The sequence below is a fragment of the Lewinellaceae bacterium genome (assembly GCA_020636135.1).
Classification (GTDB): domain Bacteria; phylum Bacteroidota; class Bacteroidia; order Chitinophagales; family Saprospiraceae; genus JAGQXC01.
Genome location: JACJYK010000001.1, coordinates 726,448 through 745,294, shown reverse-complemented (window position 1 = coordinate 745,294; position 18,847 = coordinate 726,448). Strand labels below are relative to the sequence as shown.

16 protein-coding genes are annotated in these 18,847 nt (G+C 48.8%); 5 read left to right on the top strand and 11 right to left on the bottom strand.

The window, feature by feature from the left end; translation table 11 throughout:
- Positions 1-115 precede the first annotated feature (115 nt).
- Positions 116-1,366: a methionine adenosyltransferase gene (locus H6570_02845; protein ID MCB9318194.1), complete on the bottom strand. Its 1,251-nt coding sequence runs from the start codon at positions 1,364-1,366 to the stop codon at positions 116-118.
- 167 nt (positions 1,367-1,533) lie between these two features.
- Complete coding sequence (locus H6570_02840) at positions 1,534-2,142, bottom strand: fumarylacetoacetate hydrolase family protein (GenBank protein MCB9318193.1); 609 nt, start codon at positions 2,140-2,142, stop codon at positions 1,534-1,536.
- Positions 2,143-2,325: 183 nt separating this feature from the next.
- On the opposite strand from H6570_02840, the gene gcvP reads away from it, so the two are divergent.
- Positions 2,326-5,175 (top strand): aminomethyl-transferring glycine dehydrogenase, encoded by a 2,850-nt coding sequence (gene gcvP / locus H6570_02835; protein MCB9318192.1) that lies wholly within the window; start codon positions 2,326-2,328, stop codon positions 5,173-5,175.
- Positions 5,176-5,214: 39 nt separating this feature from the next.
- Here gcvP and H6570_02830 read toward each other — a convergent pair whose 3' ends face one another.
- The 3 genes from H6570_02830 to H6570_02820 form a co-directional block, all read right to left on the bottom strand.
- On the bottom strand, positions 5,215-5,856 hold the full coding sequence (locus H6570_02830; protein ID MCB9318191.1) for a 4'-phosphopantetheinyl transferase superfamily protein: 642 nt from the start codon (positions 5,854-5,856) through the stop codon (positions 5,215-5,217).
- Positions 5,857-5,977: 121 nt separating this feature from the next.
- Entirely contained in the window at positions 5,978-6,700 is a 723-nt protein-coding gene (locus H6570_02825; GenBank protein MCB9318190.1) for a Crp/Fnr family transcriptional regulator, read from the bottom strand.
- Positions 6,701-6,800: 100 nt separating this feature from the next.
- A complete protein-coding gene (locus H6570_02820; protein ID MCB9318189.1) occupies positions 6,801-7,061 on the bottom strand; it encodes a hypothetical protein in 261 nt (86 codons plus the stop codon).
- A gap of 159 nt (positions 7,062-7,220) precedes the next feature.
- Here H6570_02820 and H6570_02815 point away from each other — a divergent pair, with 159 nt between their 5' ends.
- Positions 7,221-7,913, top strand: coding sequence for a TIGR04283 family arsenosugar biosynthesis glycosyltransferase (locus H6570_02815; GenBank protein ID MCB9318188.1), 693 nt, complete (start codon positions 7,221-7,223; stop codon positions 7,911-7,913).
- An 18-nt stretch (positions 7,914-7,931) separates the two neighbouring features.
- Here H6570_02815 and H6570_02810 read toward each other — a convergent pair whose 3' ends face one another.
- Together H6570_02810 and H6570_02805 are read right to left on the bottom strand one after the other, a co-directional pair.
- Positions 7,932-8,735: a DUF547 domain-containing protein gene (locus H6570_02810; GenBank protein ID MCB9318187.1), complete on the bottom strand. Its 804-nt coding sequence runs from the start codon at positions 8,733-8,735 to the stop codon at positions 7,932-7,934.
- Between the two features lies 1 nt (position 8,736).
- Entirely contained in the window at positions 8,737-9,309 is a 573-nt protein-coding gene (locus tag H6570_02805) for a sigma-70 family RNA polymerase sigma factor (GenBank protein ID MCB9318186.1), read from the bottom strand.
- Positions 9,310-9,387: 78 nt separating this feature from the next.
- Here H6570_02805 and H6570_02800 point away from each other — a divergent pair, with 78 nt between their 5' ends.
- Positions 9,388-9,990, top strand: a complete 603-nt coding sequence (locus H6570_02800) for a TIGR04282 family arsenosugar biosynthesis glycosyltransferase (GenBank protein MCB9318185.1) — start codon at positions 9,388-9,390, stop codon at positions 9,988-9,990.
- 27 nt (positions 9,991-10,017) lie between these two features.
- On the opposite strand, the gene H6570_02795 is transcribed toward H6570_02800, so the two are convergent.
- Complete coding sequence (locus H6570_02795) at positions 10,018-12,267, bottom strand: peroxidase (GenBank protein MCB9318184.1); 2,250 nt, start codon at positions 12,265-12,267, stop codon at positions 10,018-10,020.
- A 111-nt stretch (positions 12,268-12,378) separates the two neighbouring features.
- Between H6570_02795 and H6570_02790 the strand changes: the two genes are divergently transcribed.
- Positions 12,379-12,828, top strand: coding sequence for a DUF1569 domain-containing protein (locus H6570_02790; protein ID MCB9318183.1), 450 nt, complete (start codon positions 12,379-12,381; stop codon positions 12,826-12,828).
- A gap of 172 nt (positions 12,829-13,000) precedes the next feature.
- Positions 13,001-14,335, top strand: coding sequence for a fibronectin type III domain-containing protein (locus H6570_02785; protein MCB9318182.1), 1,335 nt, complete (start codon positions 13,001-13,003; stop codon positions 14,333-14,335).
- A gap of 76 nt (positions 14,336-14,411) precedes the next feature.
- Here the strand turns inward: H6570_02785 and H6570_02780 are convergent, their stop codons facing one another.
- The 3 genes from H6570_02780 to H6570_02770 all read right to left on the bottom strand — a co-directional run bounded on the left by H6570_02780 (position 14,412) and on the right by H6570_02770 (position 18,814).
- Positions 14,412-16,763, bottom strand: a complete 2,352-nt coding sequence (locus H6570_02780; GenBank protein ID MCB9318181.1) for a peroxidase — start codon at positions 16,761-16,763, stop codon at positions 14,412-14,414.
- A gap of 259 nt (positions 16,764-17,022) precedes the next feature.
- A complete protein-coding gene (locus tag H6570_02775) occupies positions 17,023-18,210 on the bottom strand; it encodes a beta-lactamase family protein (protein ID MCB9318180.1) in 1,188 nt (395 codons plus the stop codon).
- 1 nt (position 18,211) lies between these two features.
- A complete protein-coding gene (locus tag H6570_02770) occupies positions 18,212-18,814 on the bottom strand; it encodes a hypothetical protein (GenBank protein ID MCB9318179.1) in 603 nt (200 codons plus the stop codon).
- Positions 18,815-18,847 lie beyond the last annotated feature (33 nt).

Below are 18,847 nucleotides of genomic sequence, written 5' to 3'. Positions count from 1 at the left end.
ATGAAGAAAGACTCTAAATACTCCATTGGTTACAAAAAAAAATGACATTTCTTGAAGAAATGTCATTGTATCGAATGTTACTAACTAAAGTAAGGAATGTCGCTTTTGCATGGAGCTAGCGGAATGCTTCTTTCAGCGTATCCACGAGATCCAGTTTTTCCCACGTAAACGTTTCTACTGTGGTTTTTTTGGCCTGGCCATTCACCCCAAGCATCACTTCCTTGGTACCGGGTTTGCGCCCCATATGGCCGTAAGCGGCTGTCTCAAGGAATATTGGGTTTTGCAGTCCAAAACGTTTGATAATAGCTGCCGGACGCAAATCTACCAACTTCAGTAATTTTTGTGCAATCTCGCCGTCAGATATTTTTATTTTGCTGGTACCATAAGTATCCACAAACAAACCTACCGGTTCGGCCACCCCGATGGCATAGGCTACCTGTACGAGACACTGGTCTGCGAGGCCGGCTGCTACCATGTTTTTGGCCAAATGACGCATCGCATAGGCCGCGGAACGGTCCACTTTTGTAGAGTCTTTACCAGAAAATGCACCACCTCCGTGTGCTCCCTTCCCACCATAAGTATCCACGATGATCTTGCGACCGGTAAGGCCGGTATCTCCATGAGGTCCGCCGATCACAAATTTGCCGGTGGGGTTCACATGTAATTTGTATTTATAGTCAAACAGGCTCCTGTTTTTGGCACCCAGTTTCTTGATGACCCGGGGCAGTAGGATCTCCTGTACGTCCTTGCGAATGACCTTAAGCATCTTGGCTTCTGAGGCGAAATCATCATGCTGCGTAGAGAGTACAATGGTATCGATGTGGAGCGGTTTGTTGGTCCCTTCTTCATAGGCCAGGGTCACCTGAGCCTTGGAATCCGGCCGGAGATAGGTCATTTCCTTACCAGCTTTGCGAATTGCCGCCAGCTCACGGAGCATCATATGACTTAGTTCGAGGGGCAAGGGCATGTAATTAGACGTCTCGTTGGTAGCGTAGCCAAACATCATCCCCTGGTCCCCGGCTCCGATGTTCATCGCATCTTTCCCTACATCGACACCCATGGCGATATCCGGAGATTGCTCGTGGATGGCAGAAACAACACCGCAGGCATCCGCATCAAATTTGTACTCGGATTTGGTATAACCTATCTTCTGAATGGTCTCCCGGACCACACTCTGTATGTCGACATAGGCAGATGAACGCACCTCGCCGGATACGACCGCCAGACCCGTGGTAACCAATGTTTCACAGGCTACTTTGGACTTGGGGTCCTGAGTGAGAAAGGCATCCAGTATGGCATCGGATATTTGATCCGCAACTTTGTCCGGATGACCTTCAGATACCGATTCGGAGGTAAACAAATACATATTTGAATTTTACGATTTGATTAGAACGTTGCGCAAAAATAGAAATTACTTGATTAGTATTCAGATTTCCGGTTATTTGACAAAAAACCCTCCCGGGTTGGTTGTGCAGACCCCGGAAGCCCGATCTTTAAGGGCTCATTACGGGACCATACCGAAGATTTCTGAAATCACTTTATCTGGACCCTGAACATTTCTTTTCCTTCCAGCTGTCCCGTCAGTTCATCTCCAACCGATACTTTTCCTACCCCGGCCGGGGTTCCGGTAAAAATAAAATCGCCAACCTGCAGTGTAAACCGCTGGGATGCATAAACCAATAAGTCGGTAAACGAAAAGATCATATCCCTGGTTTCGCCCACCTGGACCCGCTCACCGTTTTTATCCAGCTCAAAATGGATGTTGCTTACATCGACATCCTCTCTGGGAATAAATTGGCCGATCACCGCCGAATGGTCAAACGCTTTAGCGACTTCCCAGGGATGGCCCTTTGCCTTGCAACGATCCTGAATATCCCGGGCTGTAAAATCAATACCCAGGGTAACCTGATCGTAATAGGTATCGGCAAATTCCGGCTGTATGTATTTCCCGTTTTTGCAGATCCGCAATACGACCTCCGCTTCATAATGGATATTCTCGCTCCACTCCGGATGGTAAAAAGGCTTGTTGTTGTTGAGAATGGCGGTAGAAGGCTTCATGAACAACATGGGTTCCGTTGGGACCGGATTGTTCAGTTCTTTGGCATGATCAACGTAATTACGGCCTACGCAGATGATTTTCATAACTTGATAATTGGGGACAAATGTAGGATTTCATGACCAATTAACAGGCTTGTCCAGCGCATTTCCATTTGATTTAAATCATGCACCACACCAATGAACATTTTTTGCATGTGACCGGTTTAATCTGCTCAATTCGGTTAATTTTACATCAGATTTTTTTGACCTTTTATTCCGATTTAGATTATGATGCAAGCGCCTTTCCGTAACCGCCATATTGGCATTAACGATCGTGATCTGGCCACCATGCTGGAGCTCATCGGAGTCCCTTCCCTGGATCAACTGATGGATGAAACCATCCCCCGGGACATTCGCCTGGAACAACCCCTGCAACTTCCAGCTGCTCTTTCCGAATTCGATTATTTGCACCATCTGGAATCGATAGCTGCGAAAAACGAAGTGCTCAAATCACTGATTGGCCAGGGTTTCTATGGGACGGTGACTCCATCCCCCATCCTGCGGAATATCTTTCAGAACCCGGGTTGGTATACCCAGTACACGCCCTATCAGGCAGAAATATCCCAGGGAAGACTGGAAGCCTTGCTGAATTTTCAGACCATGATTGCCGATTTGACCGGCATGTCGCTGGCCAATGCCTCACTGCTGGATGAAGGAACTGCCGCCGCAGAAGCCATGCTGATGTTCCATGCCCATAAGAACCGGCGAGCAAAAGGTGAAACAGCCGATGTACTCTATGTAGCCGACGATGTCTTCGCCACCACCATTGAGGTGGTCAAAGGGAGAGCTATCCCGCAAAACATATCCCTGAAAGTAGGCCCCTGGGAAGAGGCAACCCTGGACGACCAGACCTTTGCCATATTAATCCAGTATCCGGCCAGTCAGGGGCATGTCCACGATTATCGTGACCTCGTGCAGGCAGCCCACGAAAAAGATATATATGTCATTGTAGCCGCAGACCTGCTCAGTTTGGCGGTACTCATCCCTCCGGGAGAATGGGGTGCAGATGCGGTTATCGGCAATACCCAGCGGTTCGGCGTACCCATGGGGGCAGGTGGCCCTCATGCCGCCTATTTCGCCACACGGGAGGAATTCAAACGGCAGATCCCCGGGCGAATCATCGGCGTTTCGATCGATGAAAAAGGTAAGACAGCCCTGCGGATGGCCCTCCAAACCAGAGAGCAACACATCAAGCGTGAGAAAGCAACCTCGAATATCTGTACCGCACAGGCATTACTGGCCATAATGGCAGGCATGTACGGCGTATACCATGGTCCCGAAGGATTACGCCAGATAGCCACAACCATTCATCGGCTGACCTGGTCTCTGGCCGGCCAACTTTACGCTGCCGGCATGGATGTCATCAATAAGTCCTGTTTTGACACCCTGACGATAAAAGTTCCTGCCGATCAGGTTGCCACCATACGCCAGCGTGCACTGGCCGCCGGGTATAATTTATATTACAATGGGCACCTGATTACGATTGCCCTGGACGAGACCTGTTCAGACCGGGATGTGGCAAACCTGACCGAAGTATTGACAGGTAAAGGCATGGAAGACCTGGTTCAGATTCCGGATAACCTGTCGGCCTACCGCCGCACTTCGGAATTTATGACCCACCCGGTATTTCACAATTACCGCTCGGAGTCACAGCTGATGCGTTACATCAAGCGCCTGGAGAATAAAGACCTGTCCCTGGTTCACAGCATGATCCCTTTGGGTTCCTGCACCATGAAGCTAAATGCAGCCACCGAACTGTTTCCGGTAAGCTGGCCGGCGTTCGCGGACATCCATCCGCTGGCCCCTGCTGACCAACTGGAAGGTTACCGGCAGCTGTTCACCGAACTGGAAGATTATCTCTGTGAGATCACCGGATTTACGGGATGCTCACTTCAGCCCAATTCCGGTGCCCAGGGAGAATACACCGGACTTCTGGTCATCCGCGCTTATCACGAAGACCGGGGCCAAGCACACCGCAACATAGCCCTGATCCCCGAATCCGCCCACGGCACCAATCCGGCCAGCGCCGTTATGGCCGGTATGGAAGTGATTGTCGTTGCCTGTGATGAGAAGGGAAATATAGATCTGGACGATCTGGAAGCCAAGTGCAAAGAACACACTGATCATTTGGGAGCTTTGATGGTCACCTACCCTTCCACCCACGGCGTTTTTGAAAAAGATATCCGTCAGATCTGCAGGCTGATCCACGAACATGGAGGACTGGTATACATGGATGGAGCCAACATGAATGCACAGGTCGGCCTCACCAATCCGGCACGTATCGGTGCAGACGTCTGCCATCTCAACCTGCACAAGACCTTTGCCATCCCACATGGTGGAGGTGGACCTGGCATGGGCCCAATCTGCGTCAACGATAAGCTTAAACCATACCTCCCGGGCCATCCATTCCAGCATATCGGAGGGGATAAAGCCATTCCAAGTGTCTCATCGGCACCCTGGGGAAGCGCATCCATTCTGGTGATTTCCTACGGTTACATCCGGATGATGGGATTCCGGGGCCTGAAAGCAGCCAGTGAGTACGCCATTCTGAATGCCAATTATATTAAAGCCCGGCTGGAAGGCGTATTCGACGTGGTCTATACCGGTGAACAAGGCCGGGCAGCCCATGAGCTGATCATCGATGCACGACCGTTCAAGGCACTAAACATATCCGCCGAAGACATCGCCAAGCGATTGATGGACTACAGTTTCCATGCACCTACGCTTTCATTCCCTGTTGCAGGTACCCTCATGATTGAGCCGACCGAAAGTGAAGACAAGGAAGAACTGGATCGATTTTGCGAAGCCATGTTATCCATCAAGCAGGAAATCGACGATATCGCCAGCGGAGGAGCTGACGCAGAAGACCATGTGCTGCATAACGCACCCCATACCCTGGAGGAAATCACAGCCGACAGCTGGGCACATCCCTATTCACGGGAACAGGCTGCCTACCCGGTTCCCTATCTGCGCAGTCACTTCAAGTTTTGGCCGAGTGTAGCCCGTGTGAACAACGGGTATGGTGACCGTAACCTCGTCTGTGCCTGCCCACCAATTGAGGATTACAAGGGTGCCTGATCATTGTAAATCGAGAAATTGTAACTACATGGCTTGTGACTAAGCCATAAGGGCATACACCAGTACAAATCCGGGATCGAACCACTCATAGTGGATGTTGTAGCGGGCTTCAAAGTCACCCTTGATCAGGAAGCCCTCGCAGGTCCCAACTTCCTGTACTTTCTCATCCAGGTATACGTGCAGATGCTCACGAAAATCTAATCCTCTTTTGCCATATGCTTTATAAATACATTCCTTCGCGCTCCAGAGGATATGCAGAAAGTCCAGGTCAGGTTTCCCCGGATACACGTCTACTTCTTTGTCTGTCACAAATTTTGATGAAATACGCTGCAGTTTGGCCACCCGGTACTGTACATCGATACCAACCGGTACCGGTGCCAGTATGACCGCTGCCAGGTCGTGGGAATGACTCATGGATAGATGGATCGGGCGGTCTTCCAGGTATGGCTTCCCATTCGTGTCTTTCAGACATGGCGTACGATCCTGGTCTCCTAAAACTTCGTGTAGTAACTGACGAGCCGCGAGCCACTCCAGCCTTCGCTGACCATTCATCTCACCGATCATGGATTCTTCCACCTCAAATAACTGCAAATGAGCCCGGAACCAGGATTCCGCTTCACGGATTTCCCAGATAGCCCAGTTACCCTGGGGTTCAATGGTTTGATGATGGATTATTGGCACTAAACAAATCTAATCGTTCACAGCCAGATTCCAGTCGACCCGGGAGGTAAAAACAAAGCCCGGGGGTGAAAAACATCCCAGCATCTGATCCGGACGATCTGTTACTGAACCGGGAACCGTATTATTTTCTGTTGGCAGTCCTGAATTCCTCCCTGACGGGGCAACCTGAAAGGGTGGTCATTTTTTCAAGATTACGGATGATAAAGTAATTTCTGGTAAAGTGAACGACATCTTCACTTCTCAACTCATTGAGGACGGTGGTTACGGTCTGCCTGCCGGTTCCGGTAAGCAGACCAATTTCATGGTGTGTCAGCACCGGCTGGACTACCCACTCAAAGCCGACCTGACGACCTTGTTTGAGGACGTACTGCATCAGAAAATGAATGATTCTTTCCGGTGCGGAAAGCACCATGAGATCGTGGATCCGCTGCTGCGATCGCTGGATTTGATTGAGCAGATACTGGTGAACCATTTCATTCCATTTTTGCCTGGACTGCAGTGCAACCTGGACCTCAGTCAGCGGTAATCGCCTCAGGATCGTAGACCCGGTCAGTGCCGTCGCCCGGTATGATTCATTGGGTGCCGGTAAAATACCATCAAGGTTGACCAGATCACCTTTTCCGGGAGCATCCAGAATGACATCATCATTCTGAGATACCGAACAGATGGCCACCAACCCTTTTACCACCTGATAAACATAGGGATGCAGGTGATTTCTTGGGAAAACGACCTGGCCGCGGCGGTAGTGTTGTTCAACACCCGGAGTAAATAATTCACTCCAGTCATTCACCATCGGGGTGGAAATCGGGTAGATTTTTCTTACAGTAGTTTCTGCAGCAATCATGACCAGCTTTTATACCTTGGTCGCTAACTTTCTTCCTTCCTGACGCCTGACCAGAAACTTTTAGATTTCCTTAACAATTGTGAAAGCCTGGGTAATTGAATTATTCGGGACGTTCCAGATGGTTGATGATGCGCTTCTCCAGCGCATTACTGTCCAGTTGGTCTCGGGCACCCTGGTTAAAACCTTTCTTCAGGATTTCGTCAATTTTTGTGCTTTGTCGCTGGTAGGTCCGACAAGCTGCACAAATGGCTGTGTGCAGAATAAGCTGAACGCGTTCCACCATAGATAGTTCGTTCTGCAATTTTTTTTCCACCAGGACGGTGGCTTCCTTACAAGATACCAACAATGGATTTTCCTTCATTACGGAACAAAGTTAACTTACACCGTCAAACTATTGGTCGAAAAGCTTTTCGATTCCTGACAATAAAATAGCATTCCATTCATGCACAACACGAATTCGATATTCCATTCCATGCTATTTTCAATTCCCATTTATTGAATCTATCTGTAACCCTCTCCCATGTACCTGTCTGTCATCATTCCCACCTATAATGAATCCCGGCTGATCGCCAATACGATCCGTCATGTATTGCATTATGGAGGGCCTCTGGTCAGGGAGGTCCTGGTCGTTGATGGTCGTAGCGAGGATGACACCATAACCATAGCCCAGCAAATGGGGGCAACCATTCTGGTCTCCGGGCTACGAGGCAGAGCTGCTCAAATGGACTACGGTGCCAAACATGCCGCCGGAGACATCCTTTACTTTGTTCATGCCGATACATTACCTCCTGAAACATATGCTGATGATATCATCCGGGCGAGTGAAAAGGGATGGACGATGGGCAATTTCAGATACAGCTTTGATGGCGGACCCGGGATATTACGCATCAATGCCTTTTTTACCCGGTTCCGCTGGTTTTTCACCCAGGGCGGAGACCGGACTTTCTTCATCCGTAAGGATGTGTATCAATCTCTCGGTGGGTATGATCCAAAAGATGCCATTATGGAAGAATATGTATTTCTGCGGAAAGCGAAATCTCAGGGCATAAAGGCCGTTCTGATCCCTAAAGCATGTATTGTTTCGTCCAGGAAATACCAGCAAAATTCCTGGTTACGGGTGCAGATTGTCAACCTGGTGGTATTTGTGGTCTGGTCCGGTGGATGGGTTTCCAGTCAGAAATTGAAGCATTGGTACAGCCAATGGTTGCGCTGAATTGAATTCGACGGTCTGCTATTGATGATTCCTGGCGGAATCATTCAGTGACCAGTTGTATTCCAGGAAACTTATTTCTCCACCCGCCGGTACAGGGGTCTCCAGGTAGCGGTTTAGGTATTCCCGGAGCGAACCGGCATCCCGCCTGAAGTCTGACCCAAACCATTTAAAGATCGGGGATACTTGTACACTTGACCGTTCAATCCGGTTACGCAGAGGATCATGGATAAAGTTGTACATCGCCTGGGTCAGTTGGTCATCCAATCGATCCGCAACAAAGGCTTCCGATGCCAGGCGGGGGCATGAATAGGACGCACAATTGATGGCGGCATGGATCCGGGCATCCTTAAATTGTTTCCTCAGAATGCGGTGTTCGATTTGATTGAGGTCATAGGTTTCCGACTGAATGTGGATAAATGGTATATCCCAGACGGTATTGACAAATGGAATCCCGCGCTTGATGTCCTTGATACTTTCCACCGGATAATGCTGAATGATCAATTTCACCGTGAAGGCATTGTAGGCATTGATCCAGTAGGCCATTTGCTCTTCACCCGGCCAGGATGTCTGGGGATGGGCGGAAGCCAGTAATTCCAGATACCGGTTCAATCTCATACTGTCCCGAATGAATCCCTCATAATCCACCCAGCCTTCCATACTGACGTGCTGATGCAATAAGCTATCCCATCCGGCGTGCGATACCGGAGCACGCACAGGCAGCACGTGAGGCAACCGTTGACTACATGAAAACAGCAATACTGCCAATAGGGTCAGGTATCGAAGGAAATGGCCGGAATGATCCTGGTAGCAATGACTATTCATATTATACTTCGTCGTGGTTAAACCAATTCTTTTCAAGGCAATTACGCAGATTCAACTTTGCCCGGTGAATCAATTGCCAATAATTCGTCGCGGCAATCCCCAGTTCCTGACAAATCGCATCGCCTCTTCTGTCTTCCAGAAAGCGCATCCTGATGCAGTCGAGCATTACCGGATTCAGTATGTCCAGGCACCGTTTCAAAACCTGCCTGAAATCAGGTTGATCCAGCAGTGGCGCTTCTTCTTCCGTCCAGGGTGCCGGCGCTAATTCTTCCTTCCACTCGCCGGTGTTCTGAAAATAAAGATCCTGTCTGAGTGCTTCCTCCAATCGTCGCTGATCCCTGATATTACTTCGAAAATGATCAGCAATTTTATTTCTCAATATGCTGAATAACCAGGTGCGGGGTTGACTTTCATTGCGGAATCGCTCCATTTGCTCTGCTGCAGCCAGAAATGTATCCTGTACCAGGTCTTCCGCCAGCGTGGCATTGCCGGTTTTCGTAACAGCCCAACCCAACAGATCAGGGGTATATTCCCTGACCCAGGTGGTGAGCAAATCAAGATTATCCTGCTGCATGGATGGTTATTTACGTCAGTTGAGCATCACAAATTAACAGTCTTACCGGTTAAAACGGAAAATCGAGTACCTTACCACATGCTTCAAAGCGATTATGCGCTGATCCTCTTTGCTAAAAATGCACGGCTGGGAAAGGTAAAAAGCCGACTGGCAGCCACCGTGGGCCCACAGAAAGCTCTGGCCATTTATGAGGCGCTGCTGGAACGCATCCGGCAGGTAACCGCCCCGGTCCGGGTAACAAAATACCTCTACTACAGCGATGAAATAGAAGAAAAGGATGCCTGGGATCCGGCCCTTTTCTTAAAACGCCTGCAACGAGGTGAAGATCTGGGAGCCCGCATGAAAAATGCTATTGCTGAAGTTCTGACCACCCACGGGGGTGCGATTTTGATCGGGAGCGACATTCCCGGTATTACGACGTCCCTGCTGAACCAGGCTTTTCGGGCGTTAAAGGACTATGACCTGGTGATTGGCAGCACCGAAGATGGGGGCTATTATTTGATTGGCATGCGTCAGGAGAATGCAGCACTATTTGATACCATGGCCTGGAGTACGGACTCAGTATTTATGGAAACCATGCGTCGCATTCAAAACCGGGGCCTTACCTGCTATGAGTTGCCCCGCCTGGCAGACATCGACAAAGAAGAGGATTGGATCAGATACGGCTGGGAACTGGAATAACCATCCATGTTAGAATGCTGCCGTATATCATTCATGCCAGGGCTCGAAAGCATTTTTCACACGGGCCAGTCCGGTATGGATCAACTCCGGGTGGTGCCTCAGCAGAACCGTTTTCATATCGGTACGGTCAATCCACTCCAGCCCTTCCGGTGTGTAATATTCCGCCGTATAGCAGTCGGTATAAAATCGATCCGCCTGCAGACGACGAGTAGCGTTAAGTAAAAAGATCTGGAAGATGGTCTCTCCAAAAGCAAAGTCTTTAGGGCGATGACCTTCTGCCAAAGATCCGATCATCAGGTCAAGTAACTCTACATTCCCTCCATAGGCTTCATCCAATCGGCGCACAACCTCCTCATCATCTGTCAGGTCGGCAAATGTCTCTATCGGCTGCAGCCCCAACGCCCGTCGAAAGGCATTATACCTTGGAACTCCACGTTCTCTGCTGCGTAGAATGTCAACGGCACCAAGGTCATAAACCGGATTTCCCGGGATGCTCATTTCCTGCATAAATCGGGGATAATTATTTAAGACCAGTTGACCTGGGTGTTGAAGCCCAAATGAATGCCAAAGCTGGCCCATATCAAGACGATCTGTCAACAATCCCGAACCTCTCTGACGAGATTCATCGATTCGGATCGATTCCAGTACGTCTCCATTATGATCACGGAATATCAACGTTTCAGGTAACATCGAGTGCAGCCTGTAAACCTCAACGAATTCCTGCGTCAATCCATAGGGCGATCCATGCTTTTCGATGGGGTTTCCCACAACCCCACCCATCTCAGGATTGCGCACATTGATGCCGGCAACCGTCTTCCGGTTACCTTCGGGATGAAACTTAGTGGTCAGCATGCCATACCAGTTGGATTGTAAGCCTTTTGCCAGCGTGGCATTGGGGTTTATCACTGAATTCCATTCCAGGCTATGGATCTTGGCCATTACCGCTGCATTGATGAGGCGTGCAACCTGAAATAACCTTTCATCGTCCCATTCCGGATAATGCTTCGTCAGATCATCGCAGATAGCATTGTGTTCTTTTACGAATAAGGTGTGCATCATTGCCAATCCCACCCACCAATTGCGGGTGAATCCCGTTATCTCAATGCCCTTTTTATCCCGGGGAAGCAAACCATTGTCCTGAATCACTAGTTTTCCGGATATACCTGATCGGAGTCGTTGTTGTGTGTCGAGATCGCTCCCATAAATTTGAGAACCATCCCACCAATGCGTGCATTCATTTAGATGCGTTATCGGAATCTGATCATCCTTGCACCGGGTATAATCATTCTGTGTTTTACCAACAAACATTTTTAACTGCCGGTAGCGAAGACGGGCAGGATCATCTTTGTCCAATGGGATTTCATAATATTCCTTTAGCCTGGGTTCACCATGGGAGATCCAATCGTGATTTTGAAACTGTATCCAGGCTACGGCAAGCATATTAAGAAATGGCACTTCTTTCATGCTCTGACCACGAGTAAGAAAAATTCGGCTTAGCTTTCTTGGATTGGGGTATAACAATCGATCCGAATCTTCCGTCTGGATGGAATTCGGAGCTATGTTTCGCAAAAACCTGGTTCCAACTGCACCTTCCAAAGGATTATGCAAATTGTTCCAGCTGCCATCTGCGGTACGAAAATGGGTCACGCCTACCGGTGGTTTAATATTTCCATGAACAAAACCGACCAAAGCGTTTGCCGGGTACGCTGAATACAAGTTATACTTATGCATTCGTTCCCGCATATAGGCCAGGGTAAGAATACCTAAAAATGCAGGTCGGCGATACCAGTTGGTCCAAATTTGGTCGTGAAATCCAGCCAGCCTTCCCCAAACAACGGTTACATTGTCAATCAAGACAGATAAAAGTCGTCCTGATAAATCACCGATCAATTTACGGGAAAAGCGCCATCCGCCAGGAGCCCGATGTACTTTAACGGGCACCGGTAATGGCGTAGTCCTCCTCAACTTTTGGATAACCTGCTCGTCAAAATGGTATACTTCCGGAACAAATTCATTGATCCTGGTACGAGCATTGACTTTTGATCTCTCGTATAATTCCCTTATTTCTTTATCCTCAGGTTTCACCGTAAGGATAACCTGAAAGCATCGTGATGATTCCTCATAGTTTTCCAATCGGTAATATGCCAACCCTTGCCGGCTTAACATTTCAGCTGGTGGATCCTTCACGGTATTAACGAACCGGACCACTTCCAGAAGTTTGTTCTCGAAGAGCAACTGGTCTAACCAGTCAATTGATGGGTTTTCGGGGGTTTTCATAATTATAAATTCAAATCTTATTTGAAAAAACACCGTTCAATCCTTATCAGATTGAAGCAAAATCACTTTTCTATTAAATTAATTATCTTCAATGAAACATCCATCATCCAGATGAAAAAACCATTGATACTTAATAATTTAGGCGAAGTCGTGACTTTTCTGGACCGAATAGAAAGCAACCCTGATATCCCGGTATCCGGCGATTGGGACGCTTTCCAGAATCTTAGTCATTGTGCTCTTACAATGGAATTTACACTGGAAGGCTATCCCTTAATGCACTCCAAGCTATTTCGGGTTACGGTAGGCAAGCTTGCTTTTCATTATTTCGACTGGCGGGGTTACATGCAGCATGACACTTCAGAGCCTACCAAAGGAACAAAACCCTTTCCACCTAACGGCACCCTGGCCGGCATCCAGCGCCTGCGCAAAGCCATTAATGCATTTGATGCATGGCAAGGTAAACTTCAGCCCCATGAAGCATTCGGCTCATTAACCAAAAACCAGTACGCTCATTTTCACAGCATGCATATTGCCAACCATCTGGAACAATTTCAATTTTAATTAATTTGGAAAATATTTACGCTGGAACAATTTTTGCTCGTGTATCAAGTTATAAGAACATAATCCTCCCGAACATTTCCCCCGTTATCTTTCGCTTCTAAGCAAGCTCGTTTTTCCAACCAATACGTGTACCGGACGCATCAACTATTGTGTAACTAAAAAGAATATTGGTATGGGAAAGTGGATTACCACTGTGATGCTTCTTGCATTATTTACACTGAATACGCTCGCACAAAAATGTAGTTCACCGACAAACCTTCAAGCCGGCAGCATCACTGACAACAGTGCGGTGTTAAGCTGGGACGGCTCTCCGGAAAATTTAACCTTTTCGGTGGATGTGATGCACAGTGGTGGGACGACCGCATTTAAATGGTCTACCACCACGTCGGAAACATCGGTCATGGTTGATGGACTGGAAGCCGGCAGTGAATACCGGTTCAAAGTTCAGGCCAACTGTGACAAAGGAAAAGGCAACACCAATTGGGTCACGTTCACCACTACGGGCGAAAAAGTAACCGGACCTGGTCCATGTCCGAAAGCGACCAATCTGGCAGTCCGGGATGTTACCGACTCCACAGTGGTACTCACGTGGTTACCCAGCGCTCAACATGTCGACTTCCAGGTCGATGTAAAAAGTAAAAATCAAACAACATCGTATAATTTTTCACAGGTAACGACCGATACTTTCGTCAATGTGGAGGGTTTGGAACCAGGAGGCAATTACCATTTCCGGGTTAAAGCATCCTGCGAGAAGAACTCGGCAGGGTCCAGCGACTGGATCGATTTTTCAACGACCGGGGGAGATACCACATTCAACCAGTGCCCCAAGCCCAAAAATTTATCGGTATTGGAGGTGACGGATTCCAGCGCCTTGCTGAGCTGGATCATTCAGGATTCTGCTACATCTTTCAAGGTTGATGTCAAGAGCGGATCACAAACAACCTATTACAGCAATACCATCAACACACCTGACACCTTCTACCTGGCCTTAGGTCTGGAGCCCATGGGTAATTACAAATTCAGGGTGGTTGCTACCTGTACGGATGGTTCCACCAGCGGCTCAAGCGATTGGTCCAACTTCCGGACTCTGGGACTGCGCGACACCACCGTGGTCGACAGCACAGGTAGTACCGATACTACCAGGGTAGTAGATTCTCTGACAGTCCAATCCAGTCCGCTGACTTCACAGGTGGTCAATAAACCCACGAAATCCCAGCGAGGCAACGACAATCGAAAAAACAATGCGGCAGAGACCATTCATATTTCATTTTATCCCAATCCTGCCGATCAGCAGTTAAGTGTCCAGATACCAGCAGACCGGACCCAGCACCAGGTCACAGTCCAACTGTCCAATCTAGAAGGCCGTCCGGTATTGATCCGGCAGGTCAAGGATCCACGCGAAGATATACTCTTGGATGTCGGGAACCTCAAAGAAGGACTTTATCAACTGACCGTGCGTTCCGGCACTTATCTGGATAGTAAAAAAGTATTCATATCACACCAGTGATACCATTGTCATTTCAGTCCTTTTAAAAACCTTCTTCTCTAGCTACCGGGTCTTCGGATCCGGTTTTTTTATTTTATCACCAGCGATCCCCTTTCCAGGGATCTTTGTGTAAGGTTTTATCAAATCCGCGTAGAGGATGCCTGGCAGGATCCAGGCGTTCGTCCTCATCCCAGGGTTCAAAGGCATTCTTGATATTGGCCAATCCGGTTTTGGCCAGTTCAGGATAATGCCGAAGCAATACCGATTTGAAATCATTCTGATCGATCCACTCCAGCCCTTCCCTGGTATAATGGGCTTCATCGTAACAGTCGGTATAAAACCGGTCCGCCTGCAGTCTCCGGGTGGCATTCAGCAAAAAGATCTGAAAAAGCGTTTCGCCAAATCCAAATCCGGTCGGGCGGTGCGATTCACCGAGGGTACCGATCATCAGGTCCAGCTTCTCTACATCACCGGGTTCACTTCCGTAACAAGCCTCCAGTTTGCGCACGATTTCCGGATCGTCATTCAAATCAGAAAATTTTTTGATCGGGCTAAGTCCAAGCTGACGCCGGAATTCATTGTACCTCGGCACACCGCGCTCCCGTGCCCGCAGCAGATCCACAGCCCCCATATCGTAAACAGGGTTACCCGGAATACTGAGTTCGCGCATAAAATGCGGGTAATTATTAAGCACTAATTGCCCCGGGTTCTGGGTACCAAAAGAATAAATCAACGTCTCAATCCCATATTGATCGGTAAGCTTGCCGGACCCGGCCTGTCTGGCCTGAAAGAGCGGGATTTCCGTTTCTTTGTCATTTTTTCTGTTTCGTACATGGATGGTTTCAGGAAGCAGCGAGTGCAGGCGGTATACTTCAACAAACTCCTGAGTCAACCCATAAGGGCACCCATGTTTTTCTACCGGGTTTCCCACAACACCTCCCATCTCCGGATTGCGGACATTAATGCCGGCAACCGTTTTTTTGTTTTTACCCTTGTGCAACAGATTGGTCAGGATCCCGTACCAGTTGGCGTTAAGTCCTTGTTCTGCAGATGCATTCGGCAGAACGGCCGGGGTCCACTCTACCGTATGGATCTTCGCAATCAGTGCAGCATTGATCATTCTGGCCACCTGGAACAACTGGTTATCATCCCAGGACGGATTGTTTTCTTTCAGGTGATCGCAGATCGCATTGTGTTCCTTGATGAAGATGGTATGCATTAAGGCCAGTCCGACCCACCAATTGCGCACATATCCGGTCTCTTCTATCCCTTTTTTATCCCGTGGCAAAGTCCCGTCCGGGTTCATCCGCATTTTACCGTCCACCCCACTGCGCAACCAATGAACCGTCTCCAGATCACTTCCATATAACTGAGAACCATCCCACCAGTGGGTACACTCATTGATATAGGTTTTGGCGTAAACATCCTGATCCCGCCGCGTAGGATCTGTCTGGGTCTTGCCAACAAACATTTTCGTCTGCCAGAACCGTTGCCGCGCCGGATCATCATCATCCAATGGTATGGCATAAAAGTCATTGCGCAATGGTTCTCCATAACTGATCCAGTCGTGATTCTGGAACTGGATCCAGGCAGCAGCCAGTAAATTCAGGAAAGGAACCTCCTTCATCTTTTCTCCGCGGTCAAGTAGTTGGCGGCTGATGGTCCTCGGATTAGGCGTGAGCAGGTCCATTTTTAATGCCTGTTCTACGGATTGCGGATTCACATTGCGCTGAAACCGGGTCCCGGCAGCTCCTTCCATCGGATTTTCCAGATTGTTCCAGCTGCCATTTGCCGTGCGGAAATGCGCTGTCCCGGCTGGCGGCACCTGTCCTGCGGCCTGAAAGCCTACCAGCGTACCGGCAGGATAAGCACTCAACAGGTTGTATTTATTCAGACGCTCACGCATATAAGCCAGGGTCATGACACCCAGAAACATCGGTCTCCGGTACCAGTTGGTCCAGATGCGATCCCGGTAACCAAAAAGTTTACCAAAGGTCCAGGTGACCCCGGCCATAGCAGCCGACATGACGGCGCCAAAACCATGACCTATCCCGGTGCGGATCAACCACCCTGGACCGCGCTTTACCCGGTAGTCAAGCTCACGTGGCAATGCGGTCTCCGGTATGCCCGGCAAGTCCAGCAGTTTCTCCTGCTCGAAATGATAGATATCCGGGATATTTTCATGGATTTCGGCAAATGCATTGGCCTCCGATTTCCGCAGCATATATTTCCATTCCTCCGATGCCGGTTCCTGCTGGCTGGCTTGCCGGTAAAAATCGGCAGCGAGCTGATATTCCTGTTTCAGGAAATGAGCCAATCCGGTTAAACCGGTTATTTCGCCTGAGCCGGACGATGCATTTTCCAGTAATCCGAGGGCTTCGTCGTATTTCTGTTCTTGCAATAATTTGCGGGCGGAAGAGATGACAACTTCAGTTGACTTCGTTTCCATGATTGATGAATTTGGTGAAGGGGTTATTTAATGAACACACGATTCAGTTAATAACATGAAAGGAACAGGAATCACACTTTCCTGCCGTTCTCCTAATGTACCAAATTTGAAAAACATCCCGCCAAATTTTCATCACACCGGTCTCCTTCAGGAGGACGCCGGTACGTGAGCCACTTGTAACTTGCCTCCAGGATAAAGCACCATATTACTGTCTGGTCCTCAATATGTATTTACCCGTTTTGTCAGGTAACGAAAGGCTTTAATCGACTCCCGCCAAAAAATTACAGACCTCGATCTTGGTATCCGTTGTCCTGAACAGATATTCTCCGAACAATTGACGTCCTGCATTTTCACTGATAAACAAATACCGCTTCTTTTGTGGAATATACATGACCATGGTGGTCCCCCCGATGTTATCTCCTTCATGACCGAAGGTTGGTATCCCGGGATCCCCGAAGGTGAAGTATTCAAGACCCAACCCGTAGTCAGGTTCGGTGGATTCCTTACCGGTAATCCAGGTCTGCATTTGTTCCAATGATTGCTGTGAGATCAACTTGCCTTCCAGTAATGCTTCCAGAAAGAGAATGATATCCTGTCCATTCGCTGCGATACCGCCATAACCTGCCAGTGCCTGCCCTATGGCGTTATTCCAGGCAGTCACGTTCTCAAGCTGTCCATCGGCGTGTCTTTCAAAATAATAATTGGGAAACCCAAGGGCTTTTACTTGTGCATCATCCGGTTCCAGATAAAAATGTTTTAATTGAAGAGGCTCTACGATATTTTTTTGCAGGAGCGTCCGGTAATCGGTTTTATTGACCTGTTCCAGAATAAACTGCAGCAGCAGATAGTTGGTGTTCGAGTAATAAAAATCCGTACCGGGCTCAAACAAAGCAGGTTTACCATAGGCAAATGCCAGCTGCTCCATCAGGTCCGGTTGACTGAACGGTTGGTTGAACTGAGCCAGCTGATAGGCCGGCATAACCGTAAAGTTCCTCAAACCACTGGAATGGTTCAATAGTTGACGGACTGTGATCCGGTTGTAATTAGCCAGTTTATCGATCAGGTCAGCGGGTAAATAAGCGCTGATCGTCTGATCCAGGCTGATTTTGCCAGCTTCCACAGCCATCATGGTCAGGGTGGCCGTGAAGATCTTCGTAATGCTGTAAACCCAGGCTACCATATTATCGCGAAATGGCACTTTGCCTTCGACCTGGGCATAGCCCTGACTCGTGACATACCATCCATCGGCATCTTTAACGATCACCTGGATGCCGGGAACGCCATCCCGGATGTGCCTTGCCACAATCGCATCCAGACTATCCTTCAGTGGATGATCCGCATTGAAATCAATAGGGTTTTCCAATGGCTGCACATCCACCAGGTATAAGTCGCGCTGACAACCATTGCTTATCCATAACAGGGCCAGCATCAATACTAATTTTTTCATTTTATTCAGGTTTATTTGGTGCATACTGCACACCGATGAGGAAATTTGAAACGGGCAACGGGGTCAGATCCGGGCTGTACTTGAACTGTCCGTGGACCTGATAAGCAATAAAGGGTGTCCAATCGCCGGTGGCACCCGGTGTGCGGTAACCCAGACGAAACTGGATAGGCACCTGCCACACCGTACGAGAACTCCGGCCTTTCTCCCATGCCTGGCCATCCCACTGCCAGGAGGATCCGCTGTAGAAGGAGCGCTGATAGCCAAGGCCCAGTGCAACGCCACCCTGTAAATGTTGTCCGAAGGAAGGGAAGTACCCGACCAGTGACTGAACATAGACCGCATCGCCCTGATACCGGTTCCGGCTGTAGCCTATCCTCATGGTAATTCCCATCGTGCTGGAAGGACTAAAACCGAATGTTCTGCCGGCCTGGACCACTGGCTGCAATGAATTCACATGGAATCCGGGAGCAGGGATGTAAAAGGATTGCAATCCGCCGGAAAGTTCCCACCCGGAAACCTGGGCAGAAATCCGCACGGCAACCAAAAGCGAAAGGATGAGGAAAACAACACTGTTTCGCTTCATCTTGATTAATCGACATTTCATTAGTAGTAAGGTTTATATGAATCAATTATCAAA